General features: G+C 38.9%; 17 protein-coding genes, 1 tRNA gene and 1 pseudogene. 6 read left to right on the plus strand and 13 right to left on the minus strand.

The window, feature by feature from the left end:
- Window positions 1–320 precede the first annotated feature (320 nt).
- The 3 genes from efp to IEV91_RS07235 form a co-directional block, all read right to left on the minus strand.
- Entirely contained in the window at window positions 321–878 is a 558-nt protein-coding gene (efp, locus tag IEV91_RS07225) for an elongation factor P (RefSeq protein ID WP_188496756.1), read from the minus strand.
- Between the two features lie 128 nt (window positions 879–1,006).
- A complete protein-coding gene (gene aroQ, locus IEV91_RS07230; protein ID WP_188496757.1) occupies window positions 1,007–1,462 on the minus strand; it encodes a type II 3-dehydroquinate dehydratase in 456 nt (151 codons plus the stop codon).
- A gap of 53 nt (window positions 1,463–1,515) precedes the next feature.
- Complete coding sequence (locus tag IEV91_RS07235) at window positions 1,516–2,022, minus strand: YqhR family membrane protein (protein WP_188496758.1); 507 nt, start codon at window positions 2,020–2,022, stop codon at window positions 1,516–1,518.
- A 252-nt stretch (window positions 2,023–2,274) separates the two neighbouring features.
- On the opposite strand from IEV91_RS07235, the gene IEV91_RS07240 reads away from it, so the two are divergent.
- Both IEV91_RS07240 and IEV91_RS07245 read left to right on the plus strand, forming a co-directional pair.
- Window positions 2,275–3,171 carry a DUF1385 domain-containing protein gene (locus IEV91_RS07240; protein WP_188496810.1) on the plus strand — a complete coding sequence of 299 codons (897 nt, stop codon included), beginning with the start codon at window positions 2,275–2,277 and terminating at the stop codon, window positions 3,169–3,171.
- Window positions 3,172–3,204: 33 nt separating this feature from the next.
- On the plus strand, window positions 3,205–3,594 hold the full coding sequence (locus tag IEV91_RS07245; RefSeq protein ID WP_188496759.1) for an SA1362 family protein: 390 nt from the start codon (window positions 3,205–3,207) through the stop codon (window positions 3,592–3,594).
- Window positions 3,595–3,688: 94 nt separating this feature from the next.
- On the opposite strand, the gene IEV91_RS07250 is transcribed toward IEV91_RS07245, so the two are convergent.
- Together IEV91_RS07250 and mntR are read right to left on the minus strand one after the other, a co-directional pair.
- Complete coding sequence (locus tag IEV91_RS07250; RefSeq protein ID WP_239541160.1) at window positions 3,689–4,582, minus strand: patatin-like phospholipase family protein; 894 nt, start codon at window positions 4,580–4,582, stop codon at window positions 3,689–3,691.
- Window positions 4,583–5,090: 508 nt separating this feature from the next.
- On the minus strand, window positions 5,091–5,516 hold the full coding sequence (mntR, locus tag IEV91_RS07255) for a transcriptional regulator MntR (RefSeq protein ID WP_188496812.1): 426 nt from the start codon (window positions 5,514–5,516) through the stop codon (window positions 5,091–5,093).
- Between the two features lie 581 nt (window positions 5,517–6,097).
- On the opposite strand from mntR, the gene IEV91_RS21965 reads away from it, so the two are divergent.
- Window positions 6,098–6,667, plus strand: a complete 570-nt coding sequence (locus IEV91_RS21965) for an AraC family transcriptional regulator (protein ID WP_308420018.1) — start codon at window positions 6,098–6,100, stop codon at window positions 6,665–6,667.
- A 104-nt stretch (window positions 6,668–6,771) separates the two neighbouring features.
- Window positions 6,772–7,011, plus strand: coding sequence for a helix-turn-helix domain-containing protein (locus IEV91_RS21970; RefSeq protein ID WP_308420019.1), 240 nt, complete (start codon window positions 6,772–6,774; stop codon window positions 7,009–7,011).
- Window positions 7,012–7,496: 485 nt separating this feature from the next.
- Here the strand turns inward: IEV91_RS21970 and IEV91_RS07265 are convergent, their stop codons facing one another.
- The 4 genes and pseudogenes from IEV91_RS07265 to IEV91_RS07285 form a co-directional block, all read right to left on the minus strand.
- Window positions 7,497–8,309, minus strand: coding sequence for an NAD(P)-dependent oxidoreductase (locus tag IEV91_RS07265; RefSeq protein ID WP_188496760.1), 813 nt, complete (start codon window positions 8,307–8,309; stop codon window positions 7,497–7,499).
- A gap of 71 nt (window positions 8,310–8,380) precedes the next feature.
- On the minus strand, window positions 8,381–8,770 hold the full coding sequence (locus IEV91_RS07270; RefSeq protein WP_188496761.1) for a MerR family transcriptional regulator: 390 nt from the start codon (window positions 8,768–8,770) through the stop codon (window positions 8,381–8,383).
- Window positions 8,771–9,350: 580 nt separating this feature from the next.
- A pseudogene (locus IEV91_RS21975) lies at window positions 9,351–9,929 on the minus strand (TnsA endonuclease N-terminal domain-containing protein); the annotation flags it as partial.
- A 145-nt stretch (window positions 9,930–10,074) separates the two neighbouring features.
- Window positions 10,075–12,642 carry a vitamin B12-dependent ribonucleotide reductase gene (locus IEV91_RS07285; protein WP_188496763.1) on the minus strand — a complete coding sequence of 856 codons (2,568 nt, stop codon included), beginning with the start codon at window positions 12,640–12,642 and terminating at the stop codon, window positions 10,075–10,077.
- Between the two features lie 547 nt (window positions 12,643–13,189).
- Between IEV91_RS07285 and IEV91_RS07290 the strand changes: the two genes are divergently transcribed.
- Together IEV91_RS07290 and IEV91_RS07295 are read left to right on the plus strand one after the other, a co-directional pair.
- Window positions 13,190–13,513 (plus strand): rhodanese-like domain-containing protein, encoded by a 324-nt coding sequence (locus IEV91_RS07290; protein ID WP_373284407.1) that lies wholly within the window; start codon window positions 13,190–13,192, stop codon window positions 13,511–13,513.
- Window positions 13,514–13,627: 114 nt separating this feature from the next.
- A tRNA-Pro gene (locus tag IEV91_RS07295) sits at window positions 13,628–13,704 on the plus strand.
- A 145-nt stretch (window positions 13,705–13,849) separates the two neighbouring features.
- On the opposite strand, the gene IEV91_RS07300 is transcribed toward IEV91_RS07295, so the two are convergent.
- The 4 genes from IEV91_RS07300 to IEV91_RS07315 all read right to left on the minus strand — a co-directional run bounded on the left by IEV91_RS07300 (window position 13,850) and on the right by IEV91_RS07315 (window position 17,178).
- Window positions 13,850–14,095, minus strand: a complete 246-nt coding sequence (locus tag IEV91_RS07300) for a hypothetical protein (protein ID WP_188496765.1) — start codon at window positions 14,093–14,095, stop codon at window positions 13,850–13,852.
- A 13-nt stretch (window positions 14,096–14,108) separates the two neighbouring features.
- Window positions 14,109–14,519 carry a DUF6220 domain-containing protein gene (locus tag IEV91_RS07305; RefSeq protein ID WP_188496766.1) on the minus strand — a complete coding sequence of 137 codons (411 nt, stop codon included), beginning with the start codon at window positions 14,517–14,519 and terminating at the stop codon, window positions 14,109–14,111.
- A gap of 510 nt (window positions 14,520–15,029) precedes the next feature.
- On the minus strand, window positions 15,030–15,716 hold the full coding sequence (locus IEV91_RS07310) for a response regulator transcription factor (RefSeq protein WP_188496767.1): 687 nt from the start codon (window positions 15,714–15,716) through the stop codon (window positions 15,030–15,032).
- The gene (locus IEV91_RS07315; protein WP_188496768.1) at window positions 15,694–17,178 is read right to left on the minus strand and encodes a sensor histidine kinase; all 1,485 of its coding nucleotides are present in this window, start codon (window positions 17,176–17,178) and stop codon (window positions 15,694–15,696) included. Before IEV91_RS07315 ends, IEV91_RS07310 begins: the two co-directional genes overlap by 23 nt.
- Window positions 17,179–17,258 lie beyond the last annotated feature (80 nt).

Genomic DNA, 17,258 nt, shown 5'->3' on the forward strand with positions numbered 1-17,258 from the left:
TTTGTTTTGCGCTTGTTCATATCTACATTCTGAAGCCTGACTGGTCTTATACTCCCCAGCTTGTCTCAAAGGCTTGTGGCCCCGAGGGGGGTTTTCTTTATCACCAATATATGCGCGCTTGTACACTTTATGCTTTTCTTTTACTAGAAATAATAGAAGAGTGAAGAGATTCAATAGAACAATAAACTGAGAGGAAAAAGAAGGAAAACAATTGAGGTAAGCTTAAGTTGCACTTAGAAGGGCTTCCGCAAAGTTCTAAATTGCGCACCTAAAAAAAGAACTTGGCAAAATGGCCAAGTTCTTTTAACTTTAATATAAAATTAAGCACGAGAGATATAGGCACCCGTTCTTGTATCAATATTAAGAACGTCCCCTTGGTTAACAAAGAAAGGCACTTGAACGGTATAGCCCGTTTCAAGAATGGCTGGTTTTGTTCCACCTGAAGCCGTATCCCCTTTAATTCCAGGTTCTGTTTCAGTTACTTCTAACTGAACAGTATTTGGAAGTTCAACACCAAGGGTTTCACCCTCAAACGTTTGAATATGAACTTCCATATTTTCCTTAAGAAATCGGAGTTCATCTTGAATTTGATTCTCGTTCAATTCAATCTGTTCATAGGACTCTAAGTCCATAAACGTATGTTGATTACCATTGGCATAAAGATATTGCATTTTACGGTTCTCAATGTGTGCTCGTTCCACTTTTTCTCCGCCACGGAACGTTTTTTCTTGAATTGAACCTGTGCGTAGGTTACGTAATTTTGAACGAACGAATGCCGCTCCTTTACCTGGCTTAACGTGTTGGAACTCCAATACGGACCATATCCCATCATCCACTTGGATGGTTAATCCTGTTCGAAAATCATTAACTGAAATCATGTATATTTTCCCCTTTCACCCTGGGAGTGAAGACCGATTTTTTAAGAGGTTTTCAAAAAGATGAGCTCAAAAATGTTAAACAAAATATTGTTTTTGAAAACGCCCTTATCGTCCTAATTTTACCTTAATCATTCACCTAAGTCATTATGGTTAAGGAGTGTTTCCTCTAAATACCTTAAGGCTAATCGGTAGCCTTGAAATCCAAGTCCAACAATTTGCCCTGAGACAACCGGTGCGGTTACCGATTGATGTCTAAAAGGCTCTCTCGTATGAATATTGGATATATGAACTTCCACAACAGGAAGGCTTTGCCCAGATAAAGCGTCTCGGATCGCATAGCTATAATGCGTAAAAGCGCCTGGATTAATGACAATTCCTTGATACTGGGAAGCGGCTTGTTGTATCCATCCAATAATCTCCCCTTCATAATTACTCTGACAACACGTTACGGTAAAATTATTTTGGCTTGCAAAGTCAATTAACCCTTTTTCAAGGTCTTTTAATGTCTGCACTCCATAAATGCCCGGCTCTCTTTGTCCTAACGCATTAAGATTAGGACCATTAATCACTAAGTAATGATGCATCGGCGGTCACCCTATTCCCAGAAAGTATTCCACTTCAACATTCTACCATAGCCTTATTCGTTTGAGTAGTCAGTATCTTCATCCTCATGGCTGTTGATATCGAATGAGATAGAGTACCCCACAAAGAGTCCATAAAGTGCATATAAGCAAAGCGTTGTCGATATTGTATTTTTCCCAAGCTCAGTTACTGGGTCTAACCCGCTAATCCACGGCTGAAGTATGTAAAAGACAATCACCCAAAGCACTAAGCCAAATCCGACACTAATCCATAGATTTTTGATCCTCGACAGAGTAAGTTTATACGCAAATGCTATAAAAATAGAGACGATACAGATGAGCAAAATACCCAAAAACTGTTTTCCAACCGATTCTTTCCAATGATAAGCGGGAAAAGGCGCGAGTATAAGGGCAGGGCCGAATTTTGAAAAGTTCAAGGTATAAAAGACGAAGCCAAGCAAACTCCATATCCCCCCACCAAAAATACCAATGATGGCGACCCGAATGTAAGTAATGATTTTTCTTTGGTTTTTCTTATGTTCTGACTGCGATTGTTTGCTCACGATTTCACCTCCAAAAGTTAGTATGACCCAGAAGAAGCTGATATTTTCATCTAAAACGATGTTTTCTCCAAAAAACTTACTTTTATTTATAGGTGTATATTTTTGAAATTAAGGGAAATGAATAAATATATCGTCTCTCTCTAGTGTCTTTCATGTTTTTCTAGTAAAATAAAAGGAAACATTAAAGTGAGTTGGTGATTCCGATTGGAAAAACGACCTATTTACGGTGGTCAAGCTGTGATAGAAGGGGTCATGATGGGTGGTAGACATACCACTGTTACTGCTATTCGTAGAAAAGATGGTACCCTTGAATACTATGAAGTAAGAAAAGAACAAAAACCTTTAATAAATGCATTAAAAAAGATTCCCTTTGTGAGAGGGATCGTAGGGATATTAGATTCAAGCATCCTTGGGACAAAACATTTGAATTTTGCTTCAGAAAAATATGATGTTGATCCTGCTGACGACACTGACCACATAGAAGACACTGTTGAGGAAAAAGGAAAATGGGCGATGATCCTTGGTGTCAGCGTTCTTGCTGTCCTATCCTTTTTATTTGGAAAGTTCATTTTAACCCTTGTCCCTACTTTTCTAGCAGAGGCGCTTACCTTTATTTTTCCTGGTTATGTCGCTCAAATTCTTCTTGAAGGTTTCTTTAAGCTGTTATTGATTTTTGGCTATATTTACTTTATATCTTTAACACCTATGGTCAAACGACTGTTTCAATATCACGGTGCCGAGCATAAAGTGATTAATACTTTTGAAAACGATCAGCTACTGACCGTTGAAAATGTAAAAAAGAATTCCCGTCTTCATTATCGATGTGGAAGTAGTTTTATTCTTTTCACTGCAGTTATAAGTATTTTTTTATATTTCCTTGTGCCTATTCACCCCCTTTGGTTAAGAGTCGTGTCCCGAATCCTTCTCATCCCTGTGGATTTAGGTATTGCATATGAAGTCTTACAAGGCACAAATAAGTTGAGAGGCATTCCTGTCCTACGTTGGTTAGGGTATCCTGGCCTATGGCTACAATTACTCACAACAAAAGAGCCTGATGCTGAGCAGATCGAAGTTGCTATTGCAGCGTTTAATGAGATGAAGGATCGAGAAAATGGGTACATTAAAGAGAAGCATAGTGTCATAAGTTAGAAATAAAACAGCTGACTAGGAGGTGTCATGAACGTGAAGAAATCGTGGACTATCATTTTCTATCTCATCCTGTCATTTGGTGCTATCGGTTTATTAAGTATGTTGATTTCCAACCCTGTCTCTTTAGTTAAAAATCTTTTGATCATCGCTGTTGTTGCTGGTGTTATTTATTTTATTTATAGACTTTATCTTCGAAAATCCCCAAAGGATTATGCGAGGTATCGTCGTGCAGTCAAACAAACAAAAAAAAGAGCCAAAGACAAAGAACGTTCTCCATCAAGACCTGCCCACTTACAAGTGATTCAATCTCAATCTGTGCGTAAAACAACTCCGGTAACTAAGTCGCATAAACGTGCCACCAATCATCTTACTGTGATTGACGGAAAAAAACGACGGAGAAAAAAACTTTTCTTTCTAGAATAAAAAAACGACAAGTTTGTGTTCTTGTCGTTTTTTTTATTGCCGTATGTTAAATTTTAGGCTTGTCATTCTCAAGTGTTCAAATTTTACAGGGAGATTAATAAGTCCAATGCTTTAAAAATTTCTTTGTACGCTTCCTGCCAATTGCCACCAGCTTGTCGATTTCTTCTTTTGAAAGCTTGAAATTAGCAGTTTCAATATTCTCAACCGGTAAAAAGACAATGTTTGAGGCGGCATACTTCGAAATGTACTTCGCGTCATGAGCCTCCTTCATCGTCGTAAATAAACCGTGAAAAAGATCAAAAGCATTTTTAATCCGGCGAGATACATAAAAATCTGCTCTTGAGCTTAGCTGAAATCCCAAAAAAGGGCGCAGAGGTAATTGATTTTCTTCATCGTACAGCCACACAGGAAAATTACTCAAAACGCCTCCGTCAACAATAATGCACTTCTCACTCTTTTTATTAAACAAGGTTGTCGGCTCAAAGAAAAAGGGTAAACTACAGCTCATTCGAATGGCTCGTGCCACTGAAAAATTTTCTGGATGAATGCCATAATAGACGAGATCATCAGGGATTACAACCATCTTTCCTCTAGATAAGTCAGAGGCAATGATTTTTAATGAGTCTGGAGGAAGGTCGCTAAATCGTTCGACACCTTTGGCTTTTAAAACCTCTTTTAGCCACGCTTCAAACTTATTCCCTTTATATAAACCCATTCGCCAATACAAGGTTAGCCATTTAATAAATGGAAAATGATAAATCATTTTCGACTGGTCAAGAAAGATCGAAGGGTGCATTTCTTCCATGAGTTTGAAAATTTCTTTACTGTTGTAGCCCGCCGCAATAAAGGCCGCGATAATCGAGCCAGCACTCGTGCCTGCAACCCGTCGAAATTTAAAGCCCGCTTCCTCTGCCACTTCATACGCTCCCACAAAGGCAAAAGCTTTGACACCGCCCCCAGAAAACACACCGTCAATCCACACCATCATCCCTCCCCTAGCGATACAACCTATTCGGCCATCATTCACAATAAGGTTCCATTGCTATTTTAGTTGTAAAAGGAGAAATTTAGACCATATGTTTCAAAGAACAACCCTCTTCAAGTTATAAAAGTCTGAATAGCTATAGATTGCGACGTAAATTCGATCGGCGTTGGCATCTCATACCTTACTTTATTTGGTGCTAAATTACCGCTTCAGCAGAATACTTCGCTTTCCGTGGGCACGTCTTCAGCCTCCTCACGGACACCCCACCACTGAGGCCGTGCCCGAGGAAAGCGAGCGACCTGAAGCTCAAATCCACACCATAAGCAAGCAGTAATCACTTGTGAACTCTTAGCTTAATAGTTACGTCGCAATTTCCTTCTACTTATGCCACGGATCTTTTACTATTTATTATCGATACTGTCCGCTTTTTCACACTAAACAAACTTATTAATTTTTCTATAAAAATTTCTAAACATAGAAAAAAACCGTGAATCACGGTTTTAACCTATGCTTAAGCATCTTCCTTGTTCTTAAGCTGAATATTCTCCAAATCCTTTGCTCGACCTGGGTCTTCTTCAAAATACTGCACGAGGTCACCAATGCGATCAATTGCATCCCAACTGAGATGATGCTCGATGCCCTCGACATCCTCATAGATATGCTCTTGATTGACTCCTATGACTTTTAAAAAGTCCTCAAGTAATTCATGGCGATAAACCAATCTTTTTCCTAACTTCTTTCCTTTTGGCGTCAGTCCAAACCCTCTATATTTTTCATAGACAAGATAATCGTCTTTATCCAACTTTTGAATCATTTTGGTCACGGAGGAAGGATGTACTGCTAAAGCCTCAGCGATATCTGAAACACGTGCGTATCCCTTGTCTTCGATGAGTAAATAAATTCGCTCAATATAATCTTCCATACTGGGTGTCGGCAGCATGCATTTCCCCCCTATTTTCTCTAGAACCTGTCCCAACATCTATTGAAATGTTCGTAAGTTTGCCCTATGTAATAACCATACTATAAAAATCATACACCAGAAAAAATTGAATGACAAGTCATGATGAAACAAGCTCAAAAAATACAAGGATGGAGATAACGCTCTCCATGTTGCTTTTAAATAAAGTTTGATGATTTTGTTATGGTGAATCAATAATATTTCCAGATGATTGAAGAATCCTTAAGCCTTATAATCGATTAATTGTTCTTATACTAATGCAACCACTAATTTTTCACAATGAATAGGTGAAGAACGACTAATAAATTCAAATTAATAAAAATAAAAACTATGTATTTGATAAAATTCTAAGTACTTGGTAAATCGGTAAGTTCTTGGACCAATTATTCAAGTTTGTCCTGGCATTGTGTTCTTATTATTATTTAACTCAGAAGCCCCTATTACTGCGTTCCTTGCATAATTGTTTTAAATTGTTGCCTAATTCTATCACCTAGCTTTAACTGAGAAGGGGCATACATTAGAATGAGGGGTTAAGAACAAAAGTTATTTAGGAGGATTTTATGTTTGACCAAATCAATCACTTACAAAATGAGCTTGCTGAACTCATTGATCGTCATACTGACAGGGACGGCTATCAGCCTACAAAAATTCCATACCTTGGCTTCTCTCGTTATTCGACCTCTCATTACTCCACCTTAGCTGGACCTCCCTATGGACTCTATAACCCTTCGATCGGTATAGTCGTTCAGGGCTCAAAGGATGTAATCCTTGGTGGTGATCGCTTTAGGTATGATCCATCAAATTACTTTGTAACATCAATGGATTTACCCATTATCTTTGAAGCACTTGGAGCATCCTCTGAAGTCCCCAACTTATCATGTAAAATTGAATTTACTCCAAGCCTTATTTTTGAGTTATTAAGTCTTGAGGAATTTAAGGTAACCTCCAAAAAAATAGCTAAACGTGGTAAGGACGCTGCCAAGCTAGATGTATCCATGTTAGATGCTGTTGTAAGGCTTGTTCGTTTGCTCGATAAACCAGTCGATATTCCTGTACTTGCACCACTCTATACAAAAGAAATATTATACAAAACATTGCATAGTGAGCATGGTGGTTCATTAAAAAAATAATCACTGATAGGGGATCATCCATTCATATCCAAAACGCAATCCAATACATCCTGCAGCATTTTCATGACTCTTTTCGTATTGAGGATCTGGCAGATCTCGCCAAGATGAGTGTCCCATCATTCCACAGACATTTTAAAGATATAACCACCATGAGTCCCATTCAATTTCAAAAACAGTTGAGGCTTCAGGAGGCCCGACGTCTAATAATATCCGAGTCAACGGACGTCGCAGATGCAGCATTTCGGGTTGGCTATGAAAGTCCAACTCAATTCAGCAGAGAATACTCACGGATGTTCGGCTTTCCCCCTAAAGAAGATAGGAAACGACTTAAAGGGCTGATTTAGAAAAATAGTGATGCCTAAGAAACTAATCTAAATATCAAAGAGCGTGCATTGTTTCAATCACGCTTTTTTTGCTTCTATTATGTATGTTGTCCCAAGAACCCAGATTCGAGAATTCTGGGTTCTCTTTTCGCACTAAAGAAAAGAAAAAACCTGCATATTCTCCTTCTTTTAAACGTAAAAAGTACCTCTTCAGATCATAAAATCCAAAGAGGCATTTCTTCACAATCTTTTTAATAACATCACGGCTTCTTTCAAATCCACATCCATTGTTGATTTGAAAGAAAGTTTGATCAAAAATACCTCACAAACCCGTATTTTATGATAAATAAGAAGAACCTATTTTGAAAAAAAGATTGATCAAAATGGGCTCTTTCTTTGTGAAGTATTGTTCAATTTTTATAAAAAAGTTTGATCATTTCCTATCTAAGTTGTTCAACAATCGCGCCCTTTAACGGCACAACGTTTTTTTGAAGTTTGAACAAACTTTATTCCAAATCAGTTCTTAAGAGATCGTGTAAAAGACTTGAGATCGGTGTAGGTGACTCCACCTGTTGTGCTGTCTTTTTCAAAAGACCAACATCCTTCAGTGGTATCTCACTCTGATTTGCCTCTTTTTTCTCGGCAATCCTATTTCCAATGCTTTGATAAATCGGAGCAGGAAACAACGTTTGTGTCAGCATATCGACGACGGCTTTTGGATCGACACCGTTTTTCTCAGATATCGTAAGTGCTTCCCTTAGAGAATATGAAGCAGAAGAAAGCAAGAAGTTTCCCAAGAGCTTGACAAGCGTTGCCGCTCCGACCTCCTCCCCAAAATCGAAGATACCCTGTCCTCCCATCGCTTTTAGAAGGGGTTGGACTCGTTTCTTAGCTTGCTGCGACCCTGCAAAAGGAATCCAAAGCTTTTTGGCAGCCGCTGCTTCAGGTCTCCCAAAAATGGGAGCCTCAACGTAGGCACTGCCATGTTGTGCGTGCATGGCTGCAAGTTTCTTTGCTGTTTCTGGCATCACTGTACTCATAGAAATATGGATCCCATCTGGTCCCAGTTGTCCTAAAAATCCCGGACTTGTCACAATGCTTTCCAGAGCCGCATCATCCCATAAAAGAGTTACAACAATTCCACCGGTTGTCACGGCGTCAGTCGGTCGGTTCACCTGTTGCGCCCCCTCAGCAACCAGTGGTTCCGCTTTGCTTGCAGTCCGGTTATACACCCGGAGTGCATACCCAGCATTTAAAAGATTGGACGCCACAGGGAGACCCAAATTACCAAGTCCAATAAATCCGATCATTTCACTCATTTGCATCAATCCTCCTGAATTAGTTGGTTTAAAAACATTACGTTAACGTTATGTTTTGGGTAAAAAAAAACCTATCGAGGTTTTTTTTCTTCTAACCAGCGCTCAAAACGTTCAATATGATCCTCTAACTCAGCACGAAATTGCTGGTACTCTCTGATCTTCTGATCTACTTCAGCGAGATGTTGGCGCAGAACAACGAGCACTTTCTGTTTAGCCTGTACGCCACTAGGATCAATGAAATAGAAATCGATAACGTCCCGAATTTCATCAAGGCTAAGTCTAAGCTTCTTTAACTGGTTAATTTTCCTTAGGCGTGCGAGCGTCTCCTCTGTGTAATAGTGTTGCCCTTGGCCTTCACGCTCTCCTGGAGGGATCAATCCAATGCTTTCATAATATCGAACGGTGCGCGGAGTCACTCCGGCTCGTTCCGTCAATTCACCTATCCGCATGCGGCCATTCATCGCTCATCCCCCAAACATTACGTTAACGTTATGTTTATAGTATCATTTGAGCAAGCCATTGTCAAAACCATGCGCTTGTGTAGGATCTCTTGTGATAATTTCTCATGTTATTTCTGCCGGTTTACTTTTTGGCCAGTTTAACCATTTAAAGTAGCGACTTTTGGAAACTCCCAGGACTTTTCACATCTTCTCCTCTCGGAATCGGGAGCGATTTTCATGAATAAATTCATATTTTACCGAAGGCTTTTCGCAAAGTAGTGCATCGTCTTATTTAAAATTTCATTTTCCTCCTTGCGATCACGATTTCCTTCTAAAAAGCTCTCAATTCAGCTGCTTCTGAGGGAGAAGATTTTACAGCCTTTATCTCTGGCTGTGGGCCATATTCTTCATCCAACCATGTAAAGTATTCGCGTTCACGCCCACTTCTCTAGCTACTTGAGCTACGGGCTTATTTTTTACACTTATATACTTTACTGTTTCAATTTTAATTGCTCCCTCGAATTCCCTGCCTCTTGCCATATAGACATACCCTGTTATAGTTGATAAATTTATTATAACAATCTGTGTCTACTATTTAGACTAGCATCAGTGCATTCATTTCACGAAATGCATCGTAATCGTGAATATAACTGGTGCTTCTTGCCATTGTTTTAGGTATTTCTTCTTCTGTTACGATACCCCAATCAATTTCTTTTCGATGCCAATACTCACGTTCAATCTCAAACTTTTCAAGTATAAGCTCTTTTAATAATTCATCCTTCATTTTAATTGTACGAGCCTTCAAATACACCTTGTCCATTATTAATTGTTAATAAAAAATCCGTTGTCATCACAATTGGTTCACTTGTTTTAGGATCAGTAGGATGTTTAATACCTAACTCATCTGCAGTGACAATTGTTTCTTCCAACGGCAATAAAGGAAATTGTTCTCTAATACCAACAACAAAATCTGGGTATTCAGATAAGTAAAAGTAGTTTCGTTCTAAATCTGACAAAAATTCATGCTTTCTTTTTATTTTATACCTTTTAAACGGTGGGAGCGACCTAACGAGGATACATCTTGAATTCTTATCCACGGTTTATAATCTGAATCAATTCCAGAACCTCGATCTTCTTTAATCCACTTCTCAATTTGAGATAATCGTTTTGTTTTGGACATAAAAAATACCCCTTTAGATAATTTTATCCAAAGGGGTATAACGGTGCAACTTTTTATAAACAGTACAACTTTATTTTAAACGGTACATCTTTTTTATAAACGGTACGACTTTATTCAAATCCACATCCATCCTTGCAATAGGTGCTTATAGTCCACATTTCAGTTGTGCATTACAATTCGTGCACGTATTACAGCCACCTAATTCTTCAACCGTCCCTTGTCTACAAACCGGACACGTATCGCCGACTTCTGAACCATATGTGACATTGGTTTTATCTAATTCATTAATCGTATCCACGAGGACGACTTTGGCCTTCCTGTCTTCTTGTGGGGTATCATTGACTTCTGCTTCATCATCGAAAGCATTATCTTCTGCTTTCAAGGTCAATACTTGAGCATCACGACTGCCGTCTACGTAGACAGTTCCCCCCTTGGCTCCCCCTTTAAAGAGACGCTCATACACTTTCTTCACTTGGTCAACCGTATAACCTTTTGGTGCATTTACTGTCTTACTGATCGAACTATCCACCCAACGTTGAATGACGCATTGAGTATCTGCATGAGCCTCAGGAGAGAGTTCCATAGCTGTGACGAACCAGTGCGGAAGATTATCTGCATCGGCTTCAGGATGCGCTTCTAGATATTCACTCACGATGTCTGCCTTCACTTCAATGAACTTTCCTAAGCGGCCACTTCTGAAATAAGAGAAGGAGAAGTAAGGTTCAAGACCTGTTGAGACACCAACCATTGTCCCCGTTGACCCAGTAGGTGCCACAGTTAATAAATGAGAATTTCGGATCCCATGAGTTAAAATAGCTTCACGAATATCTTCAGGTAAACTCTCAACATAACCTGTATTGATGAAGTTTTCGCGTAATTGCTGTTGTTCTTTAGCAGTTTTTCCTTCTAGGAATGGGAAGCTGCCTTTTTCTTTTGCTAATTCTACCGATACGCGATAGGCTGTCGTAGCAATCGTTTCAAAGATTTTATCAACAAGCTTATTGCCTTCTTCAGAACCATATTCGGTTTCACAATAAATCAGCAAATCATGAAGACCCATCACACCAAGACCCACGCGGCGTTCGCCAAGGGCTTGAATACGATTTTCTTCAAGGAAATAAGGCGTTGCATCGATGACATTGTCCTGCATACGGACACCCACTGCAACGGTTTCTTTCAATTTCTCAAAGTTAACGCATTTGTTTTCTTTATCAGCCATTTCAGCTAAGTTCACCGCTGCTAAGTTACAAACAGAGTATGGTGCTAAAGGTTGTTCACCACATGGATTTGTGGCTACAACTTTTTGACCGTATGCTTTGGCGTTCGTTTTTTCGTTAGCATTATCGATAAAGAAGATACCCGGCTCTGCTGAATAAGTCGCACATACATTAATAAGATTCCAAAGTTCACGCGCTTTAATTGTACGATAGGTCCGCACTGCAAACCCTTTGGCTTCCCATTCTCTTACATCTCCACATTCGTGCCACTCATTATTGTAAATCTCCATTTCTTCTGGAGAATAGTGCTCCACATCTGGGAAACGCAACGCAAAGTCACCGTCGTTCTCTACTGCATCCATAAAGTCCTTCGTTAAACACACAGAGATATTTGCCCCTGTTAAAAATTCAGAGTTATTCACAGAATAATGGCCACCCTCGCGCAGCTTTAATTCTGCTTCTTTAAACACCTTGTCTGTGAAGCCACCTTGACCAGGAATATGCTTATAATTGACAATCCCTTGATACATGTCAATTTCTGACGGACTTAATGGTGTAAACTTTAATTTGTCTTTCGCTAGGCTACGAATCTGCTCATCTTGCGAATTTTCGATGAGATAGCGCAAAATACGTGGATTTTGCATTTTTGAGATGATGAATTCGATAATATCAGGGTGGGAATCAACGAGCATGATCATTTGTGCCCCGCGTCTTGAGCCGCCTTGTTCAACTAAATGGGTTAATTTTGCAATATCATCAAGCCAGGAAACTGAGCCTGAAGATTTACCGTTAACTCCTCTTGCCAAGGTATTACGCGGGCGAAGCGTTGAACCATTCGTTCCCACACCACCTCCACGTGACATGATTTCCATAACCTTCTTACGATGTTCGGCAATGCCCTCACGAGAATCTTTAACATAAGGCATGACATAACAGTTAAAATAAGTCACTTCTGTATCGGCACCAGCACCGTATAACACACGTCCAGCTGGGACAAAGTTCATAGAAACGAGCTGTTCATAGAACTTTTTGAAGGATTCCTTGCGTTTTTCCTCTGTCTTTTCTACAGCAGCTAAGCCCTTGGCATTTCGTTTAGCAATCTGCTCATAAAAAACTTCAAGAGGCTTGTCTATAATATCAAGGGAGCGACGAATAAGCCCTGTCTCTTGCTCATCCTCTTCTAAGACATGACGATACTCCTCGTCAACCAAAACAGTCGCTTCGTTAGTTTCCCAGTGTATCTCTTGAATTTTCCCTAGACCTCTTGCGGGAAATTTCGGATCTGACTTCACCGTCAAGACCACAAAGTCACCGGGTTTAATGGTCTTCTTTTCTGTATCTTTAAACGCATAACGATCTAACATTACCAGGCGAGATACCCCTGATTTCGTAATCGTCATATCATTTGTAATGGGAAAAACTTGCGGGAATTCAGCGATATCTTGATTTAACTCCTCAGTATTCACATTGATTTGTGTCTTAGTTACCACACTCATTCATTCTCCTCCTCCATGAAATTAAAACAGTCGATGTCTTACTAAAAGAAAGTCCACAAAAAAGAAGCTAATCAAAGTCCACCCTTTTGACCTCTCAAAACTAGTAAACAACCGCTTTATGTATGTCGATCATTGTTGTTTGTGTTCATCTGTCTCTTATTGTAGCTCTAATTTAAGCAAAACACAATATATAGTGTTGTATTTTTATCATTCTCCAACATATTGTATAGTCGATCAAAAATTAAATGAAATGTCAAGAGTGGAATTCGTTAATATCCGACGAAATTTGAAGAGATTTTGAGAAATTAACGCCAAAACAAATGAAAACCGACTAATTTATCTCTTGATTTTTTCTATGATTCTTCATGAAAAAGAATAATCTATTTTTCATTTGAAAAGTATCTGGCTCGAAGGTTATAATATATAAAAAGAGGAATAGAGATTGATTAAGAAGAATGAATTAAAGGGGTCCTGAGACAGAATGTTGTGGCAATGGCTAATTTTAATCGCTATTATTGTGATCTTTATCGGTTACACCATCGGTAAAATGCTCTATCAAAGAACGTATTTAAAAACACTCACACAAGAAGAATTTATCAAAGGCTATCGCAAAGCTCAGCTCATCGATGTTCGCGAGCCCAATGAATTTGATAATGGGCATATATTAGGGGCTAGAAATCTCCCAATGACTCAAATGAAAATGCGAAAAGGCGAAGTGCGAAAGGATAAGCCCGTTTACCTCTATTGTCAAAACGGTATGAGAAGCACTCGAGCAGCGGCAATGCTTAAGAAGCAAGGCTGTAAGGAGCTTTATGTATTAAAAGGTGGATTTAAAAAATGGACCGGGAAAGTCAAAACAAAGAACGCTTAAGATTCACTCTTACGTCATGAAAAGATCGTGCAAAACTATTGACATAAATTAAAAAAAATCGTATTGTTATTGACAGAGCCCACTGCTCAAAAGGGCTCTTTTCTTTGACTCTTTCGGGATGTGGCTCAGCTTGGTAGAGCGCAACAATGGGGTTGTTGAGGTCGCAGGTTCAAATCCTGTCATCCCGACCATGAACATATTTACAGTTTTTACATACCAAAATTGATCAAGCCACTTTTCCATAAAGGAAAGGTGGCTTTTGCTATAACTCTTGCGCTTTTAACCTCTTATCTCTTATTTAATTAATGAGTTTGGTTTCTTCTCCATCAAGGTCGTTTATTTATCTCTTTTGCCGATAGGATTTGAATCCAAAACGTCCCTCAACGCTTTATATTCCTGAACATCAATTTCTCCTGAAGCTAATCGCTTTTGTAAGATCCTTTGGGCCGTATTCTGATAAGCTGTATTTGAACACAACCCATTTCTCCTTCGGCGCCAAATGATCATATTAGTTATAAAAAAACCGATAATGATTAAGAAAAACAAGAATCCAAAAGGCGGAAAACATCCCCAATGATGCATTTTTATAACCCTCCTATCTTTTATTCACGGGACTTTTTAATAATTTTGTAGCTCCCTGTGCGATTACGAGTGACTCCCAAAATAAAACCAATGCAAGCACAGGATGCAAAGCTGTCAAATAAGGAGCAGCATCACTTAAGCTCACAGTGATATATTGCAACATAATCATAAGAAACAACCCTAGACAATGCCATTTTATACCCTTGGGCACTTTAGCTAATAATGATAGAAAAAGCATCAATAGTGGAACTAGGGTGAAATAATGAATAAAACTTTCATGATAATCCCACTTCCCTATTTGAACAAATAACGCTATCCCTGCTAAAAGGACTTGAATAATGACGCAAATTAACATGAGCCAGGCTACCCCAGCCAAAAGACCTCTGAAGTATTTCCTCAGCGTCACTATAGATTGATCACTCATCTCTCCTACTCCCTTCATTCGGCTTCACTATGACGCTTAACACCTCCTACTCAAACTTCCTACAACTCATATTTTATACTGCATTTCTAAACACCTAATAAAGCAATTCTTAAGTCTTTATAAACAAAAAATATTATTATGATCTTCATACCCACTGGAATAAATGATGAGTAGCCATCAATTGCTAAGAAAAACCGGGCGAAAGCATGCCCGGTCCTTATTAAAACAATGAAAAAAGTTTTTTACCAAAGGCAGCGTCGCGCACCACAGTTGATTGGAACGGAAGACGCGAGACTCCTTCGGGAATAGCACGTGTCCGAAGATCCATTTTGGAAAACACAGATAAACCATTCCAAAATTAGCTGAGGCCGTGCCCGAGGAAAGCAAGCGTTCTGGAGTGAAGATCAACACCATCTACTCTATCGACGTCCAAAAAAGGACACCCATAAGAATTCAACTTAAAAATTCTGATCATATAAATAAAAACCACTCAAAAAGTGGTTTTATAAACTAACCTCTAAATCTATAGCCGGCACCCCAGACAGTTTCAATAAACTGAGGATGGGCGGGATCAGACTCAACCTTTTCACGAATCTTTTTCACATGGACTGTAACCGTGGCCGTATCTCCCATTGCATCAAGCCCCCAAATCCTTTCAAAAAGATCCTCTTTGCTAAAAACAATATTGGGATGAATGGCCAAGAATACGAGTAAGTCAAATTCCCTAACGGTAAGAAAAACTTCTTTATCTCCTATATAAACCTTTCGGGAAGCACGCTGAATCGACAGCTCCCGGATTTGAATCATATCATCAGGTTCATTTTTTTGATTCCAGCGCTCGTATCTTGTGATATGTGCTTGTACGCGAGCAACCAATTCTCTTGGGCTAAAGGGTTTAACAATATAATCATCGGCGCCTAACCCAAAGGCTTTGACCTTATCTAGATCGTCATTTTTCGCTGTTACCATTAATATCGGTATATCTTTTATCCTCCGTATTTGCGCGCATAAATCCAACCCATTGATTTCAGGCAACATAAGATCTAGTAAAATAAGCTGAAAATCATTTTTCTTTATGCTCTCCAGACCCCTTCTTCCATCTAAAGCAATATCCACAGAAAAACCAGCAATCTCCAAATAATCCCGCTCTAATTCAGCAATGCTTAAATCATCCTCAATGATTAATATCTTTTTCATTTTCCTCACCTTTTGTCTCTGATTTTTGAAGGGTAAAAGAAATCCTTAGTCCTCCACCTGGATTATTCTCAGCCCAAATCGCACCTCCGTGCGCTTTTATAATCTGTTCTGCAATGGCAAGCCCCAGGCCACTCCCACCTGTATCTGCCTGTCGAGCGGGGTCACTTCTATAAAAACGGGTAAAAATGTGCGCCAAAGCCTCTTGAGAGACACCTGGACCATTATCAGAAAGAGTCACTTTTACCCTTTGTTTTTCCTCTGTTATAGCCAATTGAATGAGGCTCTCCTCTTTATCGTTATACTTCACACTATTATAAATAATATTGTTTAGCACGCGAATGAGCTTATCTCTATCTAATGGCACTTTGACGTGAACAGGTTCAGACACCAAAGAAAGCTGAACATTTTTCCCTACTAATTCAAGTCTTATTTCTTCAACATAATCTTTCATAAAACCTAAGAGATCCACCTTTTCAAAATGAAAAGGAAGCCTATTTAGATCAAGCTTTGAATAAAGAAATAATTCATCAATTAAGCGATCCATATATTCTGATTTCGTCTGAATCGTCTCTAAATACTGTTCAAGTTTTCCTTTTGTATCTGCTACACCATCCTTTATTCCCTCGACATACCCACGAATTGACGTCATCGGTGTTTTTAAATCATGGGAAATATTCGCAATGAGCTCCTTTCGATTGCGCTCATATCTATCTCTGAGCTCTATTCCTTCTTTTAATTTCGCACGCATATTTTCGAAAGTATTCACAAGCTTTGCTAGCTCATCCTTCTTGGTTGACTCCATATGAAAATCTAAGTTGCCTTGTTTCACTTGATCAGCAGCCCAGGATAACTGATGTACAGGTTTAAGAATCCCCCGCGATACAATGTAAGAAAGAACAATATTTGTGGTAACAACTATCCCAATTACCCCAAATATAATTAAAGGAAAAAACTTTCGAGCGAATTTATAAAACGCTTCACCTTTTTTTATAACAAAAATAGAGCCTTCTGATCCATCTTTAAAGAAAAAGTCATGCTGACTTATTTCATATTGTTCATGGCCTAGCCATGTTACAGGAGTATAACCTTCGTTTCCAAACTCAGGCAAGGTATGTTGTGAGACTTTTTCAACATCATCGGAAGTATAAATAATTGTGTTGCCATGACGAATAATAAGACCTGCTTGTTCACCATTAAGGCTACTGGCTATTTTATCAAGATATGATACGTTTAATAATTGTTCTGCGTTGAGAGACGCTACTTTTTGAAGTTGGGTGAATACCCTCTGTTCTTTTCCCTTTTGTTGTGCCGTTTTCGGCTCTCCGTGAAAACTATTGGACAGGTATCGTAAATCATTATCAAAAAATAAATGAAGTAAAATAAAGTAGAGAACAAACATGACAATCGGTGTGACTACCATTAGGGCATTAGAAAAAAAGAGACGTTTGCGAATAGACATCATTTTTCACCTTCAATCATGGGATCGTATAAAGCGCAATACTAATAAGATTAAACGATAATATTAAATTTAACATAATCAAT

The sequence above is a fragment of the Pullulanibacillus pueri genome, assembly GCF_014639255.1.
GTDB lineage: Bacteria > Bacillota > Bacilli > Bacillales > Sporolactobacillaceae > Pullulanibacillus > Pullulanibacillus pueri.